General features: G+C 33.7%; 18 protein-coding genes. 9 read left to right on the top strand and 9 right to left on the bottom strand.

Going from position 1 to position 15,694, the window contains the following annotated elements; translation table 11 throughout:
* Positions 1-4 precede the first annotated feature (4 nt).
* Positions 5-781, bottom strand: a complete 777-nt coding sequence (locus OQ292_RS05040) for an SDR family NAD(P)-dependent oxidoreductase (protein WP_284684963.1) — start codon at positions 779-781, stop codon at positions 5-7.
* Positions 782-1,063: 282 nt separating this feature from the next.
* Here OQ292_RS05040 and OQ292_RS05035 point away from each other — a divergent pair, with 282 nt between their 5' ends.
* Positions 1,064-2,008 (top strand): glycerophosphodiester phosphodiesterase family protein, encoded by a 945-nt coding sequence (locus tag OQ292_RS05035; RefSeq protein WP_284684962.1) that lies wholly within the window; start codon positions 1,064-1,066, stop codon positions 2,006-2,008.
* 78 nt (positions 2,009-2,086) lie between these two features.
* On the opposite strand, the gene gldC is transcribed toward OQ292_RS05035, so the two are convergent.
* Positions 2,087-2,434 (bottom strand): gliding motility protein GldC, encoded by a 348-nt coding sequence (gene gldC / locus OQ292_RS05030; RefSeq protein WP_284684961.1) that lies wholly within the window; start codon positions 2,432-2,434, stop codon positions 2,087-2,089.
* Between the two features lie 250 nt (positions 2,435-2,684).
* Between gldC and OQ292_RS05025 the strand changes: the two genes are divergently transcribed.
* From OQ292_RS05025 to OQ292_RS05010, 4 genes are all read left to right on the top strand, one after another.
* Complete coding sequence (locus OQ292_RS05025) at positions 2,685-2,978, top strand: putative quinol monooxygenase (protein ID WP_284684960.1); 294 nt, start codon at positions 2,685-2,687, stop codon at positions 2,976-2,978.
* A gap of 398 nt (positions 2,979-3,376) precedes the next feature.
* Positions 3,377-4,183 (top strand): SDR family oxidoreductase, encoded by an 807-nt coding sequence (locus OQ292_RS05020; protein WP_284684959.1) that lies wholly within the window; start codon positions 3,377-3,379, stop codon positions 4,181-4,183.
* 163 nt (positions 4,184-4,346) lie between these two features.
* Positions 4,347-4,787 carry an Hsp20/alpha crystallin family protein gene (locus tag OQ292_RS05015; protein WP_284684958.1) on the top strand — a complete coding sequence of 147 codons (441 nt, stop codon included), beginning with the start codon at positions 4,347-4,349 and terminating at the stop codon, positions 4,785-4,787.
* A gap of 194 nt (positions 4,788-4,981) precedes the next feature.
* Complete coding sequence (locus OQ292_RS05010) at positions 4,982-5,884, top strand: DnaJ C-terminal domain-containing protein (RefSeq protein ID WP_284684957.1); 903 nt, start codon at positions 4,982-4,984, stop codon at positions 5,882-5,884.
* A gap of 42 nt (positions 5,885-5,926) precedes the next feature.
* Here OQ292_RS05010 and dapA read toward each other — a convergent pair whose 3' ends face one another.
* The 3 genes from dapA to pth all read right to left on the bottom strand — a co-directional run bounded on the left by dapA (position 5,927) and on the right by pth (position 7,819).
* Positions 5,927-6,832: a 4-hydroxy-tetrahydrodipicolinate synthase gene (gene dapA / locus OQ292_RS05005; RefSeq protein WP_284684956.1), complete on the bottom strand. Its 906-nt coding sequence runs from the start codon at positions 6,830-6,832 to the stop codon at positions 5,927-5,929.
* 212 nt (positions 6,833-7,044) lie between these two features.
* Positions 7,045-7,206 (bottom strand): hypothetical protein, encoded by a 162-nt coding sequence (locus OQ292_RS05000; protein ID WP_284684955.1) that lies wholly within the window; start codon positions 7,204-7,206, stop codon positions 7,045-7,047.
* 52 nt (positions 7,207-7,258) lie between these two features.
* Entirely contained in the window at positions 7,259-7,819 is a 561-nt protein-coding gene (pth, locus tag OQ292_RS04995; protein ID WP_284684954.1) for an aminoacyl-tRNA hydrolase, read from the bottom strand.
* A 304-nt stretch (positions 7,820-8,123) separates the two neighbouring features.
* Between pth and OQ292_RS04990 the strand changes: the two genes are divergently transcribed.
* Positions 8,124-8,375, top strand: coding sequence for a hypothetical protein (locus tag OQ292_RS04990; protein ID WP_284684953.1), 252 nt, complete (start codon positions 8,124-8,126; stop codon positions 8,373-8,375).
* A 19-nt stretch (positions 8,376-8,394) separates the two neighbouring features.
* Here the strand turns inward: OQ292_RS04990 and OQ292_RS04985 are convergent, their stop codons facing one another.
* The 3 genes from OQ292_RS04985 to OQ292_RS04975 all read right to left on the bottom strand — a co-directional run bounded on the left by OQ292_RS04985 (position 8,395) and on the right by OQ292_RS04975 (position 10,948).
* The gene (locus tag OQ292_RS04985) at positions 8,395-9,009 is read right to left on the bottom strand and encodes an HAD family hydrolase (protein ID WP_284684952.1); all 615 of its coding nucleotides are present in this window, start codon (positions 9,007-9,009) and stop codon (positions 8,395-8,397) included.
* A 53-nt stretch (positions 9,010-9,062) separates the two neighbouring features.
* Positions 9,063-9,830 carry a coiled-coil domain-containing protein gene (locus tag OQ292_RS04980; protein WP_284684951.1) on the bottom strand — a complete coding sequence of 256 codons (768 nt, stop codon included), beginning with the start codon at positions 9,828-9,830 and terminating at the stop codon, positions 9,063-9,065.
* 140 nt (positions 9,831-9,970) lie between these two features.
* A complete protein-coding gene (locus OQ292_RS04975) occupies positions 9,971-10,948 on the bottom strand; it encodes a polyprenyl synthetase family protein (RefSeq protein ID WP_284684950.1) in 978 nt (325 codons plus the stop codon).
* A 292-nt stretch (positions 10,949-11,240) separates the two neighbouring features.
* On the opposite strand from OQ292_RS04975, the gene OQ292_RS04970 reads away from it, so the two are divergent.
* From OQ292_RS04970 to OQ292_RS04960, 3 genes are all read left to right on the top strand, one after another.
* On the top strand, positions 11,241-12,677 hold the full coding sequence (locus tag OQ292_RS04970) for a CCA tRNA nucleotidyltransferase (protein ID WP_284684949.1): 1,437 nt from the start codon (positions 11,241-11,243) through the stop codon (positions 12,675-12,677).
* Positions 12,664-13,737 carry an extracellular solute-binding protein gene (locus OQ292_RS04965; protein ID WP_284684948.1) on the top strand — a complete coding sequence of 358 codons (1,074 nt, stop codon included), beginning with the start codon at positions 12,664-12,666 and terminating at the stop codon, positions 13,735-13,737. The genes OQ292_RS04970 and OQ292_RS04965 overlap by 14 nt, the downstream gene beginning before the upstream one ends.
* Before the next feature lie 188 nt (positions 13,738-13,925).
* Complete coding sequence (locus OQ292_RS04960; RefSeq protein WP_284684947.1) at positions 13,926-14,669, top strand: LytR/AlgR family response regulator transcription factor; 744 nt, start codon at positions 13,926-13,928, stop codon at positions 14,667-14,669.
* Between the two features lie 8 nt (positions 14,670-14,677).
* On the opposite strand, the gene OQ292_RS04955 is transcribed toward OQ292_RS04960, so the two are convergent.
* Positions 14,678-15,559 carry a hypothetical protein gene (locus tag OQ292_RS04955; RefSeq protein ID WP_284684946.1) on the bottom strand — a complete coding sequence of 294 codons (882 nt, stop codon included), beginning with the start codon at positions 15,557-15,559 and terminating at the stop codon, positions 14,678-14,680.
* Positions 15,560-15,694: the final 135 nt, after the last annotated feature.

Genomic DNA, 15,694 nt, shown 5'->3' with positions numbered 1-15,694 from the left:
ATTGTTATCCGTTTAATGTGATGAATCCGCCATCGATTGGGTAGAATGATCCGGTAATAAATGAGGCTTCATCTGAGCAGAGGTATAATGCCAGTGCTGCTACTTCTTCTGGTTTACCCATTCTGCCTATAGGCTGGGTTGCTGCCAGTTTATCAAACATTTCTTTTTCTTTACCTGGATAGTTGTTAGCAAGAAACCCATCGACAAAAGGTGTGTGAATTCTCGCAGGGCCTATACAGTTACAGCGAATATTATCTGTTAGAAAATCTTTTGCTACAGAGTAGGTCATAGTAAGCACAGCACCTTTGCTCATAGAGTAAGCAAACCTGTCTGAAATACCCACCGCAGAAGCAATTGAAGCAAGATTTAGTATAGCGCCACCGCCCTGTTTTTTCATTAGTTTAACAGCTTCGTGCATGCAGTTGTAAACACCCTTAATGTTTACACTGTAAATGCGGTCCATATCTGCTTCTGTAGTAGTTTCTACATTTCCGATATGAGCAATACCAGCATTATTTATAAGGATGTCGAACTTATTACTTTGTTCAAAAATACTGATGAGGGTGGTTTTTACGGCTTCCTGCGAAGCTACATTACAAGCATATATAGAGGCTTTTCCACCTTCTGCTATAATACTTTCTTTAACTTTTTCGGCATTTTGTGTGTCCATTTCCAGTATATATACACTGGCTCCTTGTTTGGCAAAGGTTTTTGAGATAGCTGCGCCGATTCCACTACCACCTCCTGTAACAACTACTACTTTATCTGAAAGGTCAAACATAAAAAAGTCGGATTTCAGGCTGAGTACCTAATTAAAAATGTGTTTGTTTGGTAAGAAGTTTTGATTAGAAAACTTTTCATGTAAAGTTATGTTTTGAATTTCCTTAAACAAGTATTTTTATATTGAATAATTAAAGTTTTGAAGATTTTTTTGCCGTCCAATTAGAAGTTAAGATTACTGTAATAATCAAATCATTTTAACTTTTGATGAACATTTTCAGAAGGGCTTACTACTCCGAGCGATTATAGTATTTTTGTTTTATTCATAAAAAACAAGAGTTCAATGCAAATAACTACCTTAAAAGCAGAGATGCTTCTCTCAATTATTTTAGCCGTTCTTTTAACCTGTTGCGGAACAGGGCTAAAACATCAATCTGAAACTGAACAATCTGAAACCACAGCTTACAAATTTGATCTACAGGGACATCGTGGTTGCAGGGGCTTGTTTCCAGAAAACAGTATTGCTGCATTTAAAAAAGCTTTAGAATTAGGCGTAAATACCATGGAGTTAGATTTGGCAGTGTCTAAAGATAGTTTGCTTGTAGTATCACACGAGCCTTGGTTTTCGGCTTCAATTTGTACAGATTCTTTAGGCAATGATATTTCTGAGGAAGAAGAAAAGGCATATAATATTCATCAGCATACTTATGAGGAGGTTGCCAGATATGATTGTGGAAGTAAAGGGAATCCGCGTTTTCCTGAGCAAAACAAGATGAAACAAACCAAGCCTTTACTTGACTCTGCCATCACTTTTATTGAAAGTTATATTAAAGAGAATAACTTGCCTGAGGTTGATTACAATATCGAAATAAAATCAGATGAGGCAGGAGATAATTTATACCATCCATCACCAGCAGTTTATTCAGATTTGGTGTATAATTTTTTAGAACAAACTGGAATTGCTCCTGAAAGAATTACCATACAGAGTTTCGATTTACGGGTATTAAAGTATTGGAATGAGCATTATGCCAGTAAGTATAAAAACGCCTTTTTAGTGGCTAATAAAAATACTTTTGAAGAGAATATTGCTGAGCTTGGTTTTAAGCCTGCTATTTACAGTCCTGCCTATCAAATGTTAGATTCCACTTCGGTAAATGAAATTCACAGTGCAAGTATGTTGGCAATTCCGTGGACGGTGAATGAGCAAGCCGAAATGCAAAAATTATTGACTTGGGGTGTAGATGGTATTATTACCGATTATCCAGATAGGGCATTGGTATTTAAATAGCTACAATGAGTTATTAAAAGCTGAAGAAACAAAAAAACCGGAAAATTTTTCCGGTTTTATTTTTTGCAGGATAAAGAACTACTTTTTCTTTTGTTGCTCTTCTTCTGCTTGTACATGCTTTACTAGTGTATCGCAAAGTTTCTCCATTTCACTAGCCATAAACTCATCGTTGGTTGCATTGCGCAGGCTAGTAGCCAAACCTCCAATAGTATCTATATAAAATCTTTTCATTTCGTCTACAGGCATGTCTTTTCCCCAAAGGTCAATTCTAAGGGTTTCTTTACGGAAATGATCCCAAATAGACATAGTAATGGCCTTTGCTTCTTCTAAACCTTCCGAAGCTCCATCTGAAGCATTCCAGAATATTTTGTCAGGATAATTTTGGTCATCTAATTCTATCTTAAACCTGATTTCTGAACTTTTCATCTTAATTGAATTAATTTAAAGAATATGTTTTTGATGCTGTAAAAGTGTAATGATGCTTTATTACTTATGCTTTTTCTAGATTACCTCGATTACTGCTGCTTTGATAATTTTAGCTATTAGCTTGTTTGAAACAGCAAAGCTACAGAATGCAAGTGGGAGTACCGAAAAGTGATTGCAAATAAATGAAAGCTTGTGGCTTTCTGTAGCAAATAGAATGTGATATTAAAATTTCAATTTAACCATAAATAGTATGCTTACCAGAATAGTACGGATGACTTTTAATGAAAAACATATTGAAGATTTTTTAGAAATGTTTGCTGAAAACAGAGAGAAGATTGGTGGTTTTCCTGGATGCCAGCAATTAATTCTTATGAAAGATGCAGATAAGTCCGATGTATATATTACATATAGCATTTGGGATAGCAAAGAAGCATTGGAGACTTACAGGCATTCGGTCTTATTTAAAGGGGTTTGGGCTAAAACAAAACAATGGTTTGCTGATAAGCCTTTTGCATTTTCTGCGGAGGAAGTTAAACTATTTTAGATTTTACCACGTAAAATGATCCTATTTGGTATTTCAGACACATTTTTACGATTTAGATAAAAAAAAGCCTGACTCCAAAAAAGTCAGGCTTTCTGTTCCTAGTGTCAAATTAATTTTTATAAAAACAACACAAGTTTAATGTATAGACAAGCATTGTTTATCCAAAAATATAACTTTAAATGATATTTTAAAATTTATTTCAAAATAAATATTACAATATTGCTATTAAATTGACTAATTCTAATATTGTTAAAACTTTTTTTTATGGTTTTAATGCTTAAATAGAAGAAAAGGTACAAAACTCTAAGTGGAATGGGTAAATCCTTTAGGATGTATAAACAAGCTTAGAAATCCAATCTTTAAAAAAATATATTTACTGCAAAAAAGTAAGAAGATTTATGAAAAATAAAGTGGTGGTAATTACGGGTGGTTCTTCAGGTATTGGAAAAGCTTTAGCTGAGCAGTTTGGTATAAACGGTTCCAAGATTGTAATTACTGGTAGAAAAAAAGAAGCACTCGATCAAGCTGCACTAGAACTTCAAAAGAAAAAGATAGATGTGTTAACCATTGTATCTGATGTAAGTAAGGAGGAAGATAACAAGAACATGGTAGAGGTTATATTAGATCATTTTGGTAAAATTGATATTCTGATAAACAATGCCGGTATAAGTATGCGTGCAATGTTTGAAGACCTCGATCTGGATGTTGTAAAAAAAGTAATGGATATTAATTTTTATGGAGCTCTGTATGCCACCAAATATTGCCTGCCTTATATTATAGAAGGTAAAGGTACAGTAGTAGGTATTTCTTCTATTGCAGGTTACAGAGGTTTGCCTGCCAGAACAGGTTATTCGGCTTCTAAATTTGCTTTGCAGGGTTTTCTGGAAGTGTTACGTACAGAAATGTTGTATAAAGGAGTAAATGTGCTTACAGCTTGTCCGGGTTTTACTACTTCTAATATAAGGCGTACAGCTTTGGCGGCAGATGGTAGCCAGCAGGGAGAGTCTCCAAGAGATGAGTCTAACATGATGAGTGCCGAAGAATGTGCAGAATACATTTACAATGCAGTAAAGAGGCGTAAAAAAATCCTCATTCTCACGAATATGGGTAAGCTTACTGTTTGGTTAAACAAGCTTTTTCCTGTGTTTATGGATAAGATGACTTATAAAGTGATGGCGAAAGAAGCAAATGCACCTATGAGATAGTGAACTTCTGGCATAGCGCAGTCATTTTGTCACTTCTTGATTTCTTTTTAGTGTCATAATGACATGTTTTGTGTGCGGAAAAGCTTAAAAATTCGAGTGGCATTTATGTTGATTAGTTACTACCTGAACAACAAATGAATGTAAAACTTAAAACCATAAAATTATGTCACTCATAAAATATAGAAACGGATTAGATTCACAATTTCCAGTATTTACTGATATATTTGATCAGTTATTTGACAAGAGCTTATTCGATCAATCCTCATTGAATAAAAGTACAGTTCCTGCAGTAAATGTTAGTGAGACTGAAAATGCTTATCGTTTAGAGTTAGCAGTGCCAGGTAGGAAAAAAGAAGATTTTAAAGTTGAAGTTGATAATAATGTGTTAACTATCTCTTCTGAAAGTAAAGAAGAAAAAACAGAGGATAAAAAAGAAGGTAAATTTACGAGAAGAGAGTTCACATATCATTCTTTTAGCAGAGCATTTACACTGCCAGAGAATGTAAATGCAGACAGTATAGAAGCCGCTTATAATGATGGTGTACTTAAACTGGATATTGAAAAAGTGCCAGTAGTAAAGCCAAAATCAATAGAGATTAAGTAATATTCTTTAGCCGGATGAACTTATAAAAAGAGTAAGAGGTAATTCATTAAAGGGTTACCTCTTTTCTTTGAAATTAAACAAAGAATGATGATTAACATGTAATTATAAAAGGTATACTTTTAGCTTATTTTCTGCATTATGCAGTATACAGGCAAAATATTGTGGAGTAATTTTATAATGACAATAATAACAAAATGAAAAGTCGAAAAGATTATTATCAGGTATTGGGTATAAGCAAAGGTGCATCTCAGGACGAAATAAAAAAGGCCTATAGAGGGATGGCTAGAAAGTACCATCCTGATAAAAATGCTGGCGACAAAAATGCCGAAGCTAAATTTAAAGAAGTTCAAGAGGCATATGATGTGTTGAAAGACCCTGCTAAGAGGAAAAAATACGATCAGTTTGGGGCCGACTGGGAGCAAGGAGATATGTTTGGTGGTGGAGGTTATGCAGGAGGCGGCAATCCATTTGGTGGAGGACAAGGAAGTGTAGACTTCGACGATATTTTTAATATGTTCGAAGGTTTCTTTGGTGGTAGACAAAATCCATATGGCCAAAGGGGTTATGCACAGAGGCATCAAATGCCAGTGAGAGGAAAAGATATGAAGGGAACTGTAACACTAACATTGCAAGAAGCTTTTGATGGTGTTACCAAGACCTTAAAATTTAATGGGAGAACTTTAAGATTAAAGCTAAAACCCGGTGTTAGAGATGGTCAGCAACTTAAGGTGAAAGGTAAAGGTGGCGAAGGTAAAAATGGAGGTACTCATGGCGATTTATATGTAGATATTAAAGTGAATGAGCATCCATTATTTACTAGAAAAGAAGATGATTTGTACTCAACAGTTCATACAGATGTTTTCTCTGGAATGTTAGGTGCAAAAATTAAAGTGGATACTTTGAGTGGATCATTAGGTTTTACAGTACCTAAAGGCTCATCAAGCGGCAAGAAATTTAGATTAAGAGGGAAGGGAATGCCGAAATATAGTCATCTTGGAAGTTTTGGTGATCTGTATATTACACTGGAATTAGTTACGCCAGAAAACCTCACATCTGAACAAGAAGAAACACTTAGAAACCTAAAACAACAACTTTGATTTAAGCAGCATGCAACTGCTTAAATCAAAGTAATATTTATTTTAAAGGCTAGCTTTTACTCCCTTCCAAATAGTAATAAGCTCTTCGGCCTGATTAGAGTCAAGTGTGGTAAGTGGCAGCCTGCATTCTCCCACATTTAAACCTTCGTGAGCCATAACTGCTTTAATTCCCATTGGGTTTGCTCCAAAAGCTAACAGTGCTTTACATAATTTGTAAACTTTGCTGTTGATCTCTCTTGCTTTTACTAGGTCAGAATTATTAATACTATCCATAAGTGCTTTCATAGTACCAGGGATAATATTAGCAGCAACAGAAACAATACCTGTTCCACCAACTGCTCCGATTGGTAATGTGAGCGCATCGTCGCCAGATAGAATACTAAATGGTCTATTTAAAGACTGGCTCAGCATATACAATTCAGAAATTTCTTCTAGATTACCGTTAGAGGCTTTTACACCAGCCACCATTTGGCATTCTTCAGCAATTTCTATTGTAGTTTGTGGGCTTACATTAATACCAGTTCTACCAGGTATGTTATATAGAATAATAGGTAACTCTATTTTATTAAGTTCTCTAAAATGAGCTTTAAGTCCTTTAGGAGTTGGTTTATTGTAATATGGAACTACAACAAGGCTTGCATCAGCTCCTGCTTTTTGAGCTTCTTCTGTTAAATGAATAGCCTCTTTGGTAGAGTTAGAACCAGTACCCGCAATCACTTTTAGATTAGTACCCTTAGCACATTCTATTACAAATTTTACAATTTGATCATGTTCTTTGTGTGAAAGTGTTGGCGACTCGCCAGTAGTACCACAGGGAACAATGGCATAAGTTCCATGTTCCGCATGAAAAGCCACAAGCTTTTCAATGGTATCAAAATCCACGTCTTGAGTTTTATTGTTTTTGAAGGGAGAGACTAGCGCTACTATACTTCCTTTTATCAGTTCCATTATCTCAAATATTTATCTCCAAGCAATTTTAATTCGGCATTTCCCGAAACTTAGAACTTCTCAGATTTATTGATTAATTAATTCGCAAAGATATGATTTCTGTTTTTTGAAACATAAGAATTTTGGTTTTCACTTGCATAAAAACAGTATATATCTCCAGAAATAATTTTGATATATTAAAAATTTAGAAGTTACTTTTTTTGAAAGGCAAATTAGTCCTTCATTTTTTCTTCTCGCTTTGGCTTCTCTTTAGGTTTGACATGTTTTTTTATTGTAACAGGATCCGATGTACCCATATACTTGGCAGATTTTCTTGAATAATAGCCTCTTTGAAACAAATTGATATTGTCTGGAATACTTAGAGAGTTAGCCATGTGCTTAAACTTTAGTGCAATAAAAAATGCTTGTCAAAAGTCTACAGCCAGTTTAGTTATTAAATTTACTCATTGTATGGTTAATTCCAATAGATGTGAAAGAAAGAATCATCTCTGCTGCCTTTTCTATATGTAATGGAAGCTCGGCAGATTCATCCTCATTAAAAGCAGATAGTACAAAGTCTACCTGTTTCCCTTTCGAAAAATCGTTGCCTATACCAAAGCGAAGACGGGGATAGTTGCTGCCTCCTAGGCAAGTTTCAATATTTTTTAGCCCATTATGGCCAGCACTAGAGCCTTTTGCTCGCATTCTTAATGAGCCATAAGGTAATGCCAACTCGTCTACAATCACCATTAAATTTTCTCTAGGAATTTTTAGTTGAGTAAGCCAGTGTTGCACAGCTTTTCCGCTAAGATTCATATAAGTGGTAGGCTTAATCATGTAAATAGTACGGCCTTTATGCTTAAAATCTGTAACAAAAGCCTGTTTGTCTATATCAAACTCTACATCAAACTTTTTGGCAAGATAGTCTACTACCATAAAACCGATATTGTGTCGGGTGTCTTCGTATTCTTTACCAATATTCCCTAAACCCACTATTAAATATTTCATGCTAAAATGTTGATTTTTATAACCTTTATTTGATTAACAGGTTATTCTAATAAAATTGGATACTGGCATAAACCAGCTGATATCAGAAAATTGTTGTTTAAGTACAATAAAATATCATCATCATTCAATTTATAATAACAAATAAATATTGATGAAATGATGATGAAAATATATGACAAAGAAAATATTGAATTTTCGAAAAATTAAAATAATTTTAGTTATATTAAATATCACTTAGATAAATTTCACTGATTTCATTCTTGCCAGTAGGCCGGATTATAAAAGCTTTATTTTCTTCGTCCTTATGTTTATACTATTTAATGCAATGTTTCTTGCGATAGTTTATGTAGCCTTGATCGCTTTTATGCTATCAAAGCCGGGTATATCAGGACATGATAACAGTGATGATAATGGAAACGATCGTGGCGGAGATGGCGGTTGGGATGGTTCAGACGATCTGCCTCCTTTAGATTTACCTCCCGGTGTATTTGTTTTACCTCCAGATGCAGATGACCCTTCCAGAAGAAGAACTTTGGAAGAGGAGTTTGCCGTATGATCTGATTTTGCTAAAAGTTTCAGATACCTAATTCTGTAATAGACATTCCGTCTTTTAAATGCAGTGCATGTAAGCCTGCCTTTTGTGCGCCCTCAACATGTTGGATACTATCATCAATAAATAGTGTCTCTGAAGCAAGAAGCCCATTTTCATTTAGTACTTGCTTAAAAATACTGATATTGGGCTTTCTGTCTTGCATTATATGAGAGAAGTATGATTTCTCAAAAAGTTTATCCCAAGTTATTCCGGGATGTTCTTTTTCAAGAATTTTTTCTGCAGCTGTTTTGTGTATGTCATTCGTATTGCTAAGAACAAAGATTCTCTTTCTTTTACCTATTTCTTGCAAAAACTGAATGTTTTTTAGTGGAAAATCTAAAAGCATAGCATTCCATGCAGCATCGAGTACTTGATCTTCCACATCAATTTCTAAAACTTCCCGCAGGTTTTTTCTAAATTCTTCTGACGATATTTTGCCAGTTTCGTAGAGGCTTACGAACTCGTATTGGTAAACTTTATTAAAAATTGGTGTAAAATCTTTGAAAGAGAGTGCTTCAAATGCAGAAAAGGTCTTCTTAAAATCAAGATTTAGAATCACCCCTCCCAAATCAAAAATTACATTTTTAATATTTTGCATGCCGTTACTATGTTTTTCAGCCTCAAAATTAAGAAAAATATTAGAAGCGTATTTTACATAGCCTTTTCGATTTCTTTAATTTTTCCGGCAGCATCTTTTCTACCAGCTTGTAAAGCCATTTTGTAGAGGTTTAAAGCTTCACTATAAGCTTCTTTTTTCTTTTTAGGAGCAAACTTCGTCATTTCAGCGATTTGCTCATTAGCTTCTGCTTTTTCGAAAAATGCATCTGCTTTTATTTTTTCTTTTTCACTTTTTAATGCCTCAATATTCATCTCGGCTTTATTAAGTGCAGCAATTTTTAATTTTAGCTGTTGCTCAATATCGATAATCTCTTTTTTCTGTAAATCTACCAAACGAATAAGTTCCTCGTTTTCAGCTTCGTAATCGGCAATTTGCTTTCTAAGCTTTTTAATTACCTGATCTTTCTGCTCAACTTCGCTGCGCATTCTACCAATAAGAAGTCGCATGCTTTGGAATTCGGTATCTTGCTCAGCCATCTTTTTTTCTAGCTTAAGCATTTTTTGGCGGGTGTATTCTATAAAAGCACTTAGGCTACGCAGGCGGTCTACATGGTCTTGGTAAGAAGTGCCCATTTCAAGATTAAAAGCCATGTAAGCTTCAGACTTGCTTATGGAGTCGATAAGTAAATCGACTTTATTGAGTTGGTTAGAGAGGTTTACCTGAACAACATTCTTTTCGTTTATTTCATTTTCAAGTTCGCTTACTTTTAGTTTTAATTGTTTGTTTTCTGATTGGATTCCACAGCCTGTTAATAGTAAACTGACCAGGATAGTAAGTAATGGTACGGTAAATCTGATCATGATGAACGGATATTTAAGAAGTTAAACTTTTGCGATTTAGTGTAATCAATATGTTATTGATTTTTGTGTTCGGTATATACAAATTTAAGTTAATGAAAATGTTGATGTAATTAAGCGTATAACTTTAGTAATAATTGTTCTTACTTTTCTCGATGAATAAGCATATCTGCAAAATTTATTAATTCATTTTTCCTTTCAGAATGTATATTAAGTTGTTCTAAAATTTTAAATGAATTTGTAAAATAGTTTTCTGCTAACTCTTGAGCCTTTTCTCTAATGTTTAACTCATCGTAAATGGCTTTTACCGCATTTACTTTATCTTCTGGGTTAAACTCTTCTTTTGCTAACCAGCTATTTAACTCAGTTAATTGGTTTTTATCAGCGTCTTTTAAAGCTTTTAGTAGTAAATAAGTTTTTTTATTGGCGATAATATCTCCACCTACCTGTTTACCAAACTTCTGCTGGTTTCCATATACATCCAGCAAATCGTCTTTAATCTGAAAGCCTAAACCAATGCTCTCACCGAAATTTTTTAATTGTGTGGCAGCATGCTCCTCTGCACCACCTAGTATTGCTCCTAACTCCAGGCTAAACCCTAATAAAACTGCTGTTTTAAGTCGGATCATATTGAGATAAGACTCGATAGATACGCTTTCCAAAGTTTCGAAATTCATATCGAATTGTTGTCCTTCACAAACCTCACAAGCACATTTATTGAACTTTTCGATTACCTTATGTATAATATCTTTATCTACATTTAGCAGTAAATTATAAGCTTTAACCAGCATTACATCTCCCGAGAGAATGGCTACGTTTGCACTCCATTTCTCATGAACGGTAGGTTTTCCTCTTCTAAGAGGAGCCTGATCCATGATGTCGTCATGCATAAGTGTGAAATTGTGAAACACTTCTACAGCTAAAGCTGGTTTTAGAGCTTTATCAAATTGTTCGTTAAATAGGTAACATCCTAAGGTAGTAAGTAAAGGCCTCAACCTTTTTCCCCCGACATTTAGAATGTATCTGATAGGTTCGTAAAGTTCAACTGGTTTACCGGATAAGGGCAATTGTTGTAAACTCTCCTCAATCTTGTTTTGAACTGATGTATATTGAAACGGCATAAAATTATTTAAAATGAAGCCTTAAAAAATATCAGCCCAAAATTACAATTAAGTTGGGGTCGAAGGTAAATAAAAAGTAAAATAGAAGTAATTTTTTGTTGTCTGTGTTAACTTTCATTAAGAAATTATAATAGTATTATTCAAAAATGTAATTAAATGCTTTACAAAAGAAGCTGTTTTTATCAGATGATTGCTAAATTGGTTGGTTTTGAAAATGTGGTTGAATACTTTCTTAAGTACTTAGCTCATATTTTCTTTGTATTTTTGCGAAAAACACAAAGATTATAGTCTGATGAATTTTGCGGTTGAACTTGAAAAAAATCCCCTTTTTAAAATTTTACAACAAGCTGCACAAAAAGTAAATGTGCCAGCTTATGTAATTGGTGGATACGTGCGCGATATAATTTTAGGAAGACCTTCAAAGGATGTTGATATTGTATGTGTAGGTAGTGGTATTGCCTTGGCAAAAGCATTTGCCGATTGTTTAGATCAGCCTGCGCAGGTAAATGTGTTTAAAAACTTTGGTACTGCCATGGTAAAAACAGATTTATTTGAAGTTGAATTTGTTGGTGCAAGAAAAGAGTCTTACGATAGAAATTCTAGAAAGCCAATTGTTGAAGATGGAACATTAGAAGACGATCAGAATAGAAGAGATTTTACCATAAATGCAATGGCTTTTAGCTTGCAAACAGAAAATTTTGGTGAATTAATCGATCCATTTGGTGGCTTAGAAGATATAAAAAGAAGGCTAATAAAAACGCCTCTTGAGCCAGGTATAACTTATTCTGACGATCCTTTGAGAATGATGCGGGCAGTGCGTTTTGCGGCACAGCTTAACTTTGATATCGATCATGACTCTTTTATTGCTATTCAAGAGCAAAAGGAGAGAATTAAGATAGTTTCTGGAGAGAGAATTATTGATGAGTTTAATAAAATTGTTCTTGCAAAGAAACCTTCTTACGGATTTAAGCTTTTATACCATTGTGGCTTGCTTGAGATCATTTTTCCAGAGTTTACAGCTTTGCAAGGTGTAGAAAAAGTTAATGGAAAAACTCATAAAGATAATTTTTACCATACTTTGCAGGTATTAGATAATATTTCTGAAAATACCGATGATTTATGGTTGCGTTGGTCGGCTATAATGCACGATATTGCAAAACCAGCTACCAAAAGATTTGACAGAAAACAAGGTTGGACTTTTCATGGTCACGAAGATAAAGGTGCCAGAATGGTAAAGCCGATTTTCAGAAGAATGAAATTGCCTTTGGATGAGAGAATGCGAGTAGTTGAAAAACTAGTAAAACTGCATCTCAGACCAATTGCTTTAGTAAAAGACTCTATTTCTGATTCTGCAATTAGGAGATTGATTTTTGAAGCGGGCGATGATCTTGAAGGATTAATGATGCTATGTAGAGCAGATATTACCTCAAAAAACCACCAACGTGTTCAAAAGTATATTGCGAATTTCAATAAGCTAGAAAAAAAGATTGCTGATGTTGAAGCTCGCGACCAAATTAGAAATTTTCAACCTGTAATTACAGGAGAAATAATAATGGAAACTTTTGGAGTAAAACCATCTAAAGTAGTAGGTGATATAAAATTTAAAATTAGAGAAGCTATTTTAGAGGGGGAGCTGAAAAACAACTACGACGAAGCTTATCAGTTTATGTTAAAAGCTGGTAAGGAACTGGGCTTAAAAGAAGTTTCAAAATCTAATGACTCGAAATAACCTGTTTTTAAATTTTTTTATTTTCTGTTTTTATTTTTTAGCAGCATGCGGAAAAATAAATACAAACCAGATAAGTGATGGTTATGCAGTAAATGAAGAAAGTCAGATACCTGTATTACATTTATATACAGACTTACCTGCAGAAAACTTTAAAACTATTGTAGAGGATTTTCTGGATGTGCATCATATAAAACTTGACATAGAAAGTAGTGGTGCAGAACAGGTAATAAGAAAAATAGAATTGGAAAAAGGCAACCCTAATGCAGATTTGGTAATTCTGTCGAATGCAGACAGGCTAAATCGTCTTGCAGAGGCAGACTTAATTCAGCCAATTTCTGCACAAAATGCAATTAGTAAAGTGCCTAAGTATTTCTGTCATCCAGATAATTTGTGGTTTGGCATAAGTTATTCACCTAGAGTAATTATCTATTCCAGAGAGCGTGTTGATCCACGAAAGATAAAATACTATACAGATTTATCTAAACCACTTTGGCAGGGTAGATTGCTTATGGGGAGTTCTGAAGATATAAACAACCAAGAATTGCTTGGGAGCATGCTATTAGAATTAGACGAAGATAAAGTGTTAGATTGGGCAAAAGGTGTTTCTAATAATACTTTGTATGGTTTTATGGATGATGACCAAAGCCGCATTGAGAATATATCAAGAGGAAAAGGTGATGTGGCAGTAGTAGTAGCCAGAAGTATAGCTGCTATGGAAGAAATTGGTAGCACAGTAGAAAAAAATATTTTGGAAGCAATAGCAGTACTTGAACCTGTAGTTGATAAAAAAGGTGCTAGTGTAAAGATAACCGGTATCGCGAAAGTTGCTGATAGTAAAAATGCTAAACTCGCAGAGACATTTATTTCTTATTTATTTACAAATGAACAAGCAGAAGAATTTGCTACAGCATTATTTGAAATTCCTGTTTTAAAAGGTGCTACAATTCCAGAAAAAATGGAGGTATGGGCTGCTATTGAAATAGATACTACCAGTCAGTATCAAATTGTCAACAAAAAACAAGAAATTGTGGCAATTATGGATAAGGTTGGATGGAAATAAAAGGGAATTTACCCATTCGAAATTGAATGATTTTTAAACTGTAGAATATTTATTAAATTATTGAAAGATTACGATTAGTAATTTTAAAGCTTAATTATAAATTTTTTAAGCCTAAATAGTACTTTTCCAGTAATTTTAAACCTATTACTTAACTTTACAAAAGCGATCTTATAATTAAAATTTAAAGTATGAGAGCTATTATAGTAGATGATGAAAGACTTGCCCGCAAAGAACTAAATTCCTTATTAGAAGAATATAATGATATTGAAATTGTAGCTGAGGCAAGTAATGCTGATGAGGCCGCAGATGTAATAGAATCGCTAAATCCTGATGTCTTGTTTTTAGATATACAGATGCCAGAGAAAACAGGCTTTGATTTACTGGAAATGCTAACTACCGTACCAAAGGTTATTTTTACTACTGCTTACGACGATTTTGCACTTAAAGCATTTGAGATAAATGCTTTTGATTATCTGCTAAAACCTATAGATCCTAAAAGATTAGAAGAGACAGTCAAAAAGTTGAGTGATTATCTCGCTAAAGAAGAAAAAGGCAAGTCAGAAAATAAAAAGACAGAATCAAATGAAACCGATAAACTTTTAGGTACAGATCAGGTATTTGTGAAAGATGGTGAAAAATGCTGGTTTGTAAAGCTTGCCGATATTCGTTTATTTGAGTCTGATGGCAATTATGTGAAAGTTTATTTTGACACTTTTAGACCTCTTATACATCGCTCTTTAAATGCTTTAGACGAAAGATTGGATGACAAAATGTTTTTTAGAGCGAGCAGAAAATATATTATAAACCTTAAATGGATTGAAAAAATAGAGCCTTGGTTTAATGGTGGTTTAATGGTGAGTTTGAAAGGAGGCCAGAAAATTGAAATTTCCAGAAGACAGGCTGCAAAATTTAAGGATAAGCTTAGTTTATAGAAGCTTATTTATTTAATTGATAAGGAATTATTAATAGTACTAACGAAGGTAAAAATATCGTCTTGACTTTTTAGCTTTTCTATCTTTTGTGCTAATAATTCCTTTTCCTTTTCATTAAAATTGATATGTTCTGAAATACTACCAAGTTCAGTAATCACATTTTGTTTTGGCATCTCAAAGTTTTTAGAGAATAGTAAATCAGTAACTAATAACTTTTTTATCTTTAGAAATTCCTTCTCAAAACAAGTCTCTTGTTTTATTTCAGCTTCAATCTCATTTAGTAATTTTAAGTGGATACCAGAACCAAGTTTACTGTAAATCTTTTTATCTGGTGATTTAGATAGCCATATTGGGAAATGTGTATCAGGAGTATAGCTCTTAGAAAAAATATTCAAAAAAACATTGTCTTTATCACCTATAGTCTTTTCAGAAATATTATTTAAAAGCTTATAATCAATATCTACTCTATAACTTTCTGGTGTTGTAATTACTAAAAGTGAAGGTGCGGCATAACGAAACCAAGTAAAATCGCTTGAAAGCTGAATGCTATCTTCCTCATTTTGCATTGCTTTTTTTACTGCACTGGTAAGGGCTCCTTTTAAAGTGAGTGAGTTTTTGTAAAAATCATAAAAACTGCTGTCACTATTTATAGAATAAAAGTCTTTGTAGTGCTTTTCAATCAATTTAGCATTAAGAGAACCAAAGTAAGTATTCAGTTTTTCTGCATAAGGGTATACCTCTGATTCAGATTGTTTTTCGTGTACTTCGGCAAGTTTTAGGAAGGCATTATGTTTTAATTCTCTCTGATGGTCGAGAAACTCTCCATATTCTAGATATGAAAGTAGCAATGTTACTAAAATGATGTAAGTATAGCACCTGATTCTAACCATCTGTAATATCTGATTTCGGTAGTTTTAACGCAATTAGCTTATAGTTCTTGCAAACAGATTTTTTTTTGAAAAAATTATTAACACTTTTTTAAATATAAATGAGAGATTTTGCAGATAAAGCTTTAAAAAGAACAA

It is taken from the genome of Chondrinema litorale (assembly GCF_026250525.1).
In the GTDB taxonomy this organism is placed as follows: Bacteria; Bacteroidota; Bacteroidia; order Cytophagales; family Flammeovirgaceae; genus Chondrinema; species Chondrinema litorale.
This window is presented reverse-complemented; position numbering and strand designations above follow the sequence as displayed.

Excerpts from the sequence above, each read along its gene's own strand:
- OQ292_RS05040 (WP_284684963.1), bottom strand. The coding sequence starts at position 781 with ATGTTTGACCTTTCAGATAAAGTAGTAGTTGTTACAGGAGGTGGTAGT.
- OQ292_RS05035 (WP_284684962.1), top strand. The coding sequence starts at position 1,064 with ATGCAAATAACTACCTTAAAAGCAGAGATGCTTCTCTCAATTATTTTA.
- gldC (WP_284684961.1), bottom strand. The coding sequence starts at position 2,434 with ATGAAAAGTTCAGAAATCAGGTTTAAGATAGAATTAGATGACCAAAAT.
- OQ292_RS05025 (WP_284684960.1), top strand. The coding sequence starts at position 2,685 with ATGCTTACCAGAATAGTACGGATGACTTTTAATGAAAAACATATTGAA.
- OQ292_RS05020 (WP_284684959.1), top strand. The coding sequence starts at position 3,377 with ATGAAAAATAAAGTGGTGGTAATTACGGGTGGTTCTTCAGGTATTGGA.
- OQ292_RS05015 (WP_284684958.1), top strand. The coding sequence starts at position 4,347 with ATGTCACTCATAAAATATAGAAACGGATTAGATTCACAATTTCCAGTA.
- OQ292_RS05010 (WP_284684957.1), top strand. The coding sequence starts at position 4,982 with ATGAAAAGTCGAAAAGATTATTATCAGGTATTGGGTATAAGCAAAGGT.
- dapA (WP_284684956.1), bottom strand. The coding sequence starts at position 6,832 with ATGGAACTGATAAAAGGAAGTATAGTAGCGCTAGTCTCTCCCTTCAAA.
- OQ292_RS05000 (WP_284684955.1), bottom strand. The coding sequence starts at position 7,206 with ATGGCTAACTCTCTAAGTATTCCAGACAATATCAATTTGTTTCAAAGA.
- pth (WP_284684954.1), bottom strand. The coding sequence starts at position 7,819 with ATGAAATATTTAATAGTGGGTTTAGGGAATATTGGTAAAGAATACGAA.
- OQ292_RS04990 (WP_284684953.1), top strand. The coding sequence starts at position 8,124 with ATGTTTATACTATTTAATGCAATGTTTCTTGCGATAGTTTATGTAGCC.
- OQ292_RS04985 (WP_284684952.1), bottom strand. The coding sequence starts at position 9,009 with ATGCAAAATATTAAAAATGTAATTTTTGATTTGGGAGGGGTGATTCTA.
- OQ292_RS04980 (WP_284684951.1), bottom strand. The coding sequence starts at position 9,830 with ATGATCAGATTTACCGTACCATTACTTACTATCCTGGTCAGTTTACTA.
- OQ292_RS04975 (WP_284684950.1), bottom strand. The coding sequence starts at position 10,948 with ATGCCGTTTCAATATACATCAGTTCAAAACAAGATTGAGGAGAGTTTA.
- OQ292_RS04970 (WP_284684949.1), top strand. The coding sequence starts at position 11,241 with ATGAATTTTGCGGTTGAACTTGAAAAAAATCCCCTTTTTAAAATTTTA.
- OQ292_RS04965 (WP_284684948.1), top strand. The coding sequence starts at position 12,664 with ATGACTCGAAATAACCTGTTTTTAAATTTTTTTATTTTCTGTTTTTAT.
- OQ292_RS04960 (WP_284684947.1), top strand. The coding sequence starts at position 13,926 with ATGAGAGCTATTATAGTAGATGATGAAAGACTTGCCCGCAAAGAACTA.
- OQ292_RS04955 (WP_284684946.1), bottom strand. The coding sequence starts at position 15,559 with ATGGTTAGAATCAGGTGCTATACTTACATCATTTTAGTAACATTGCTA.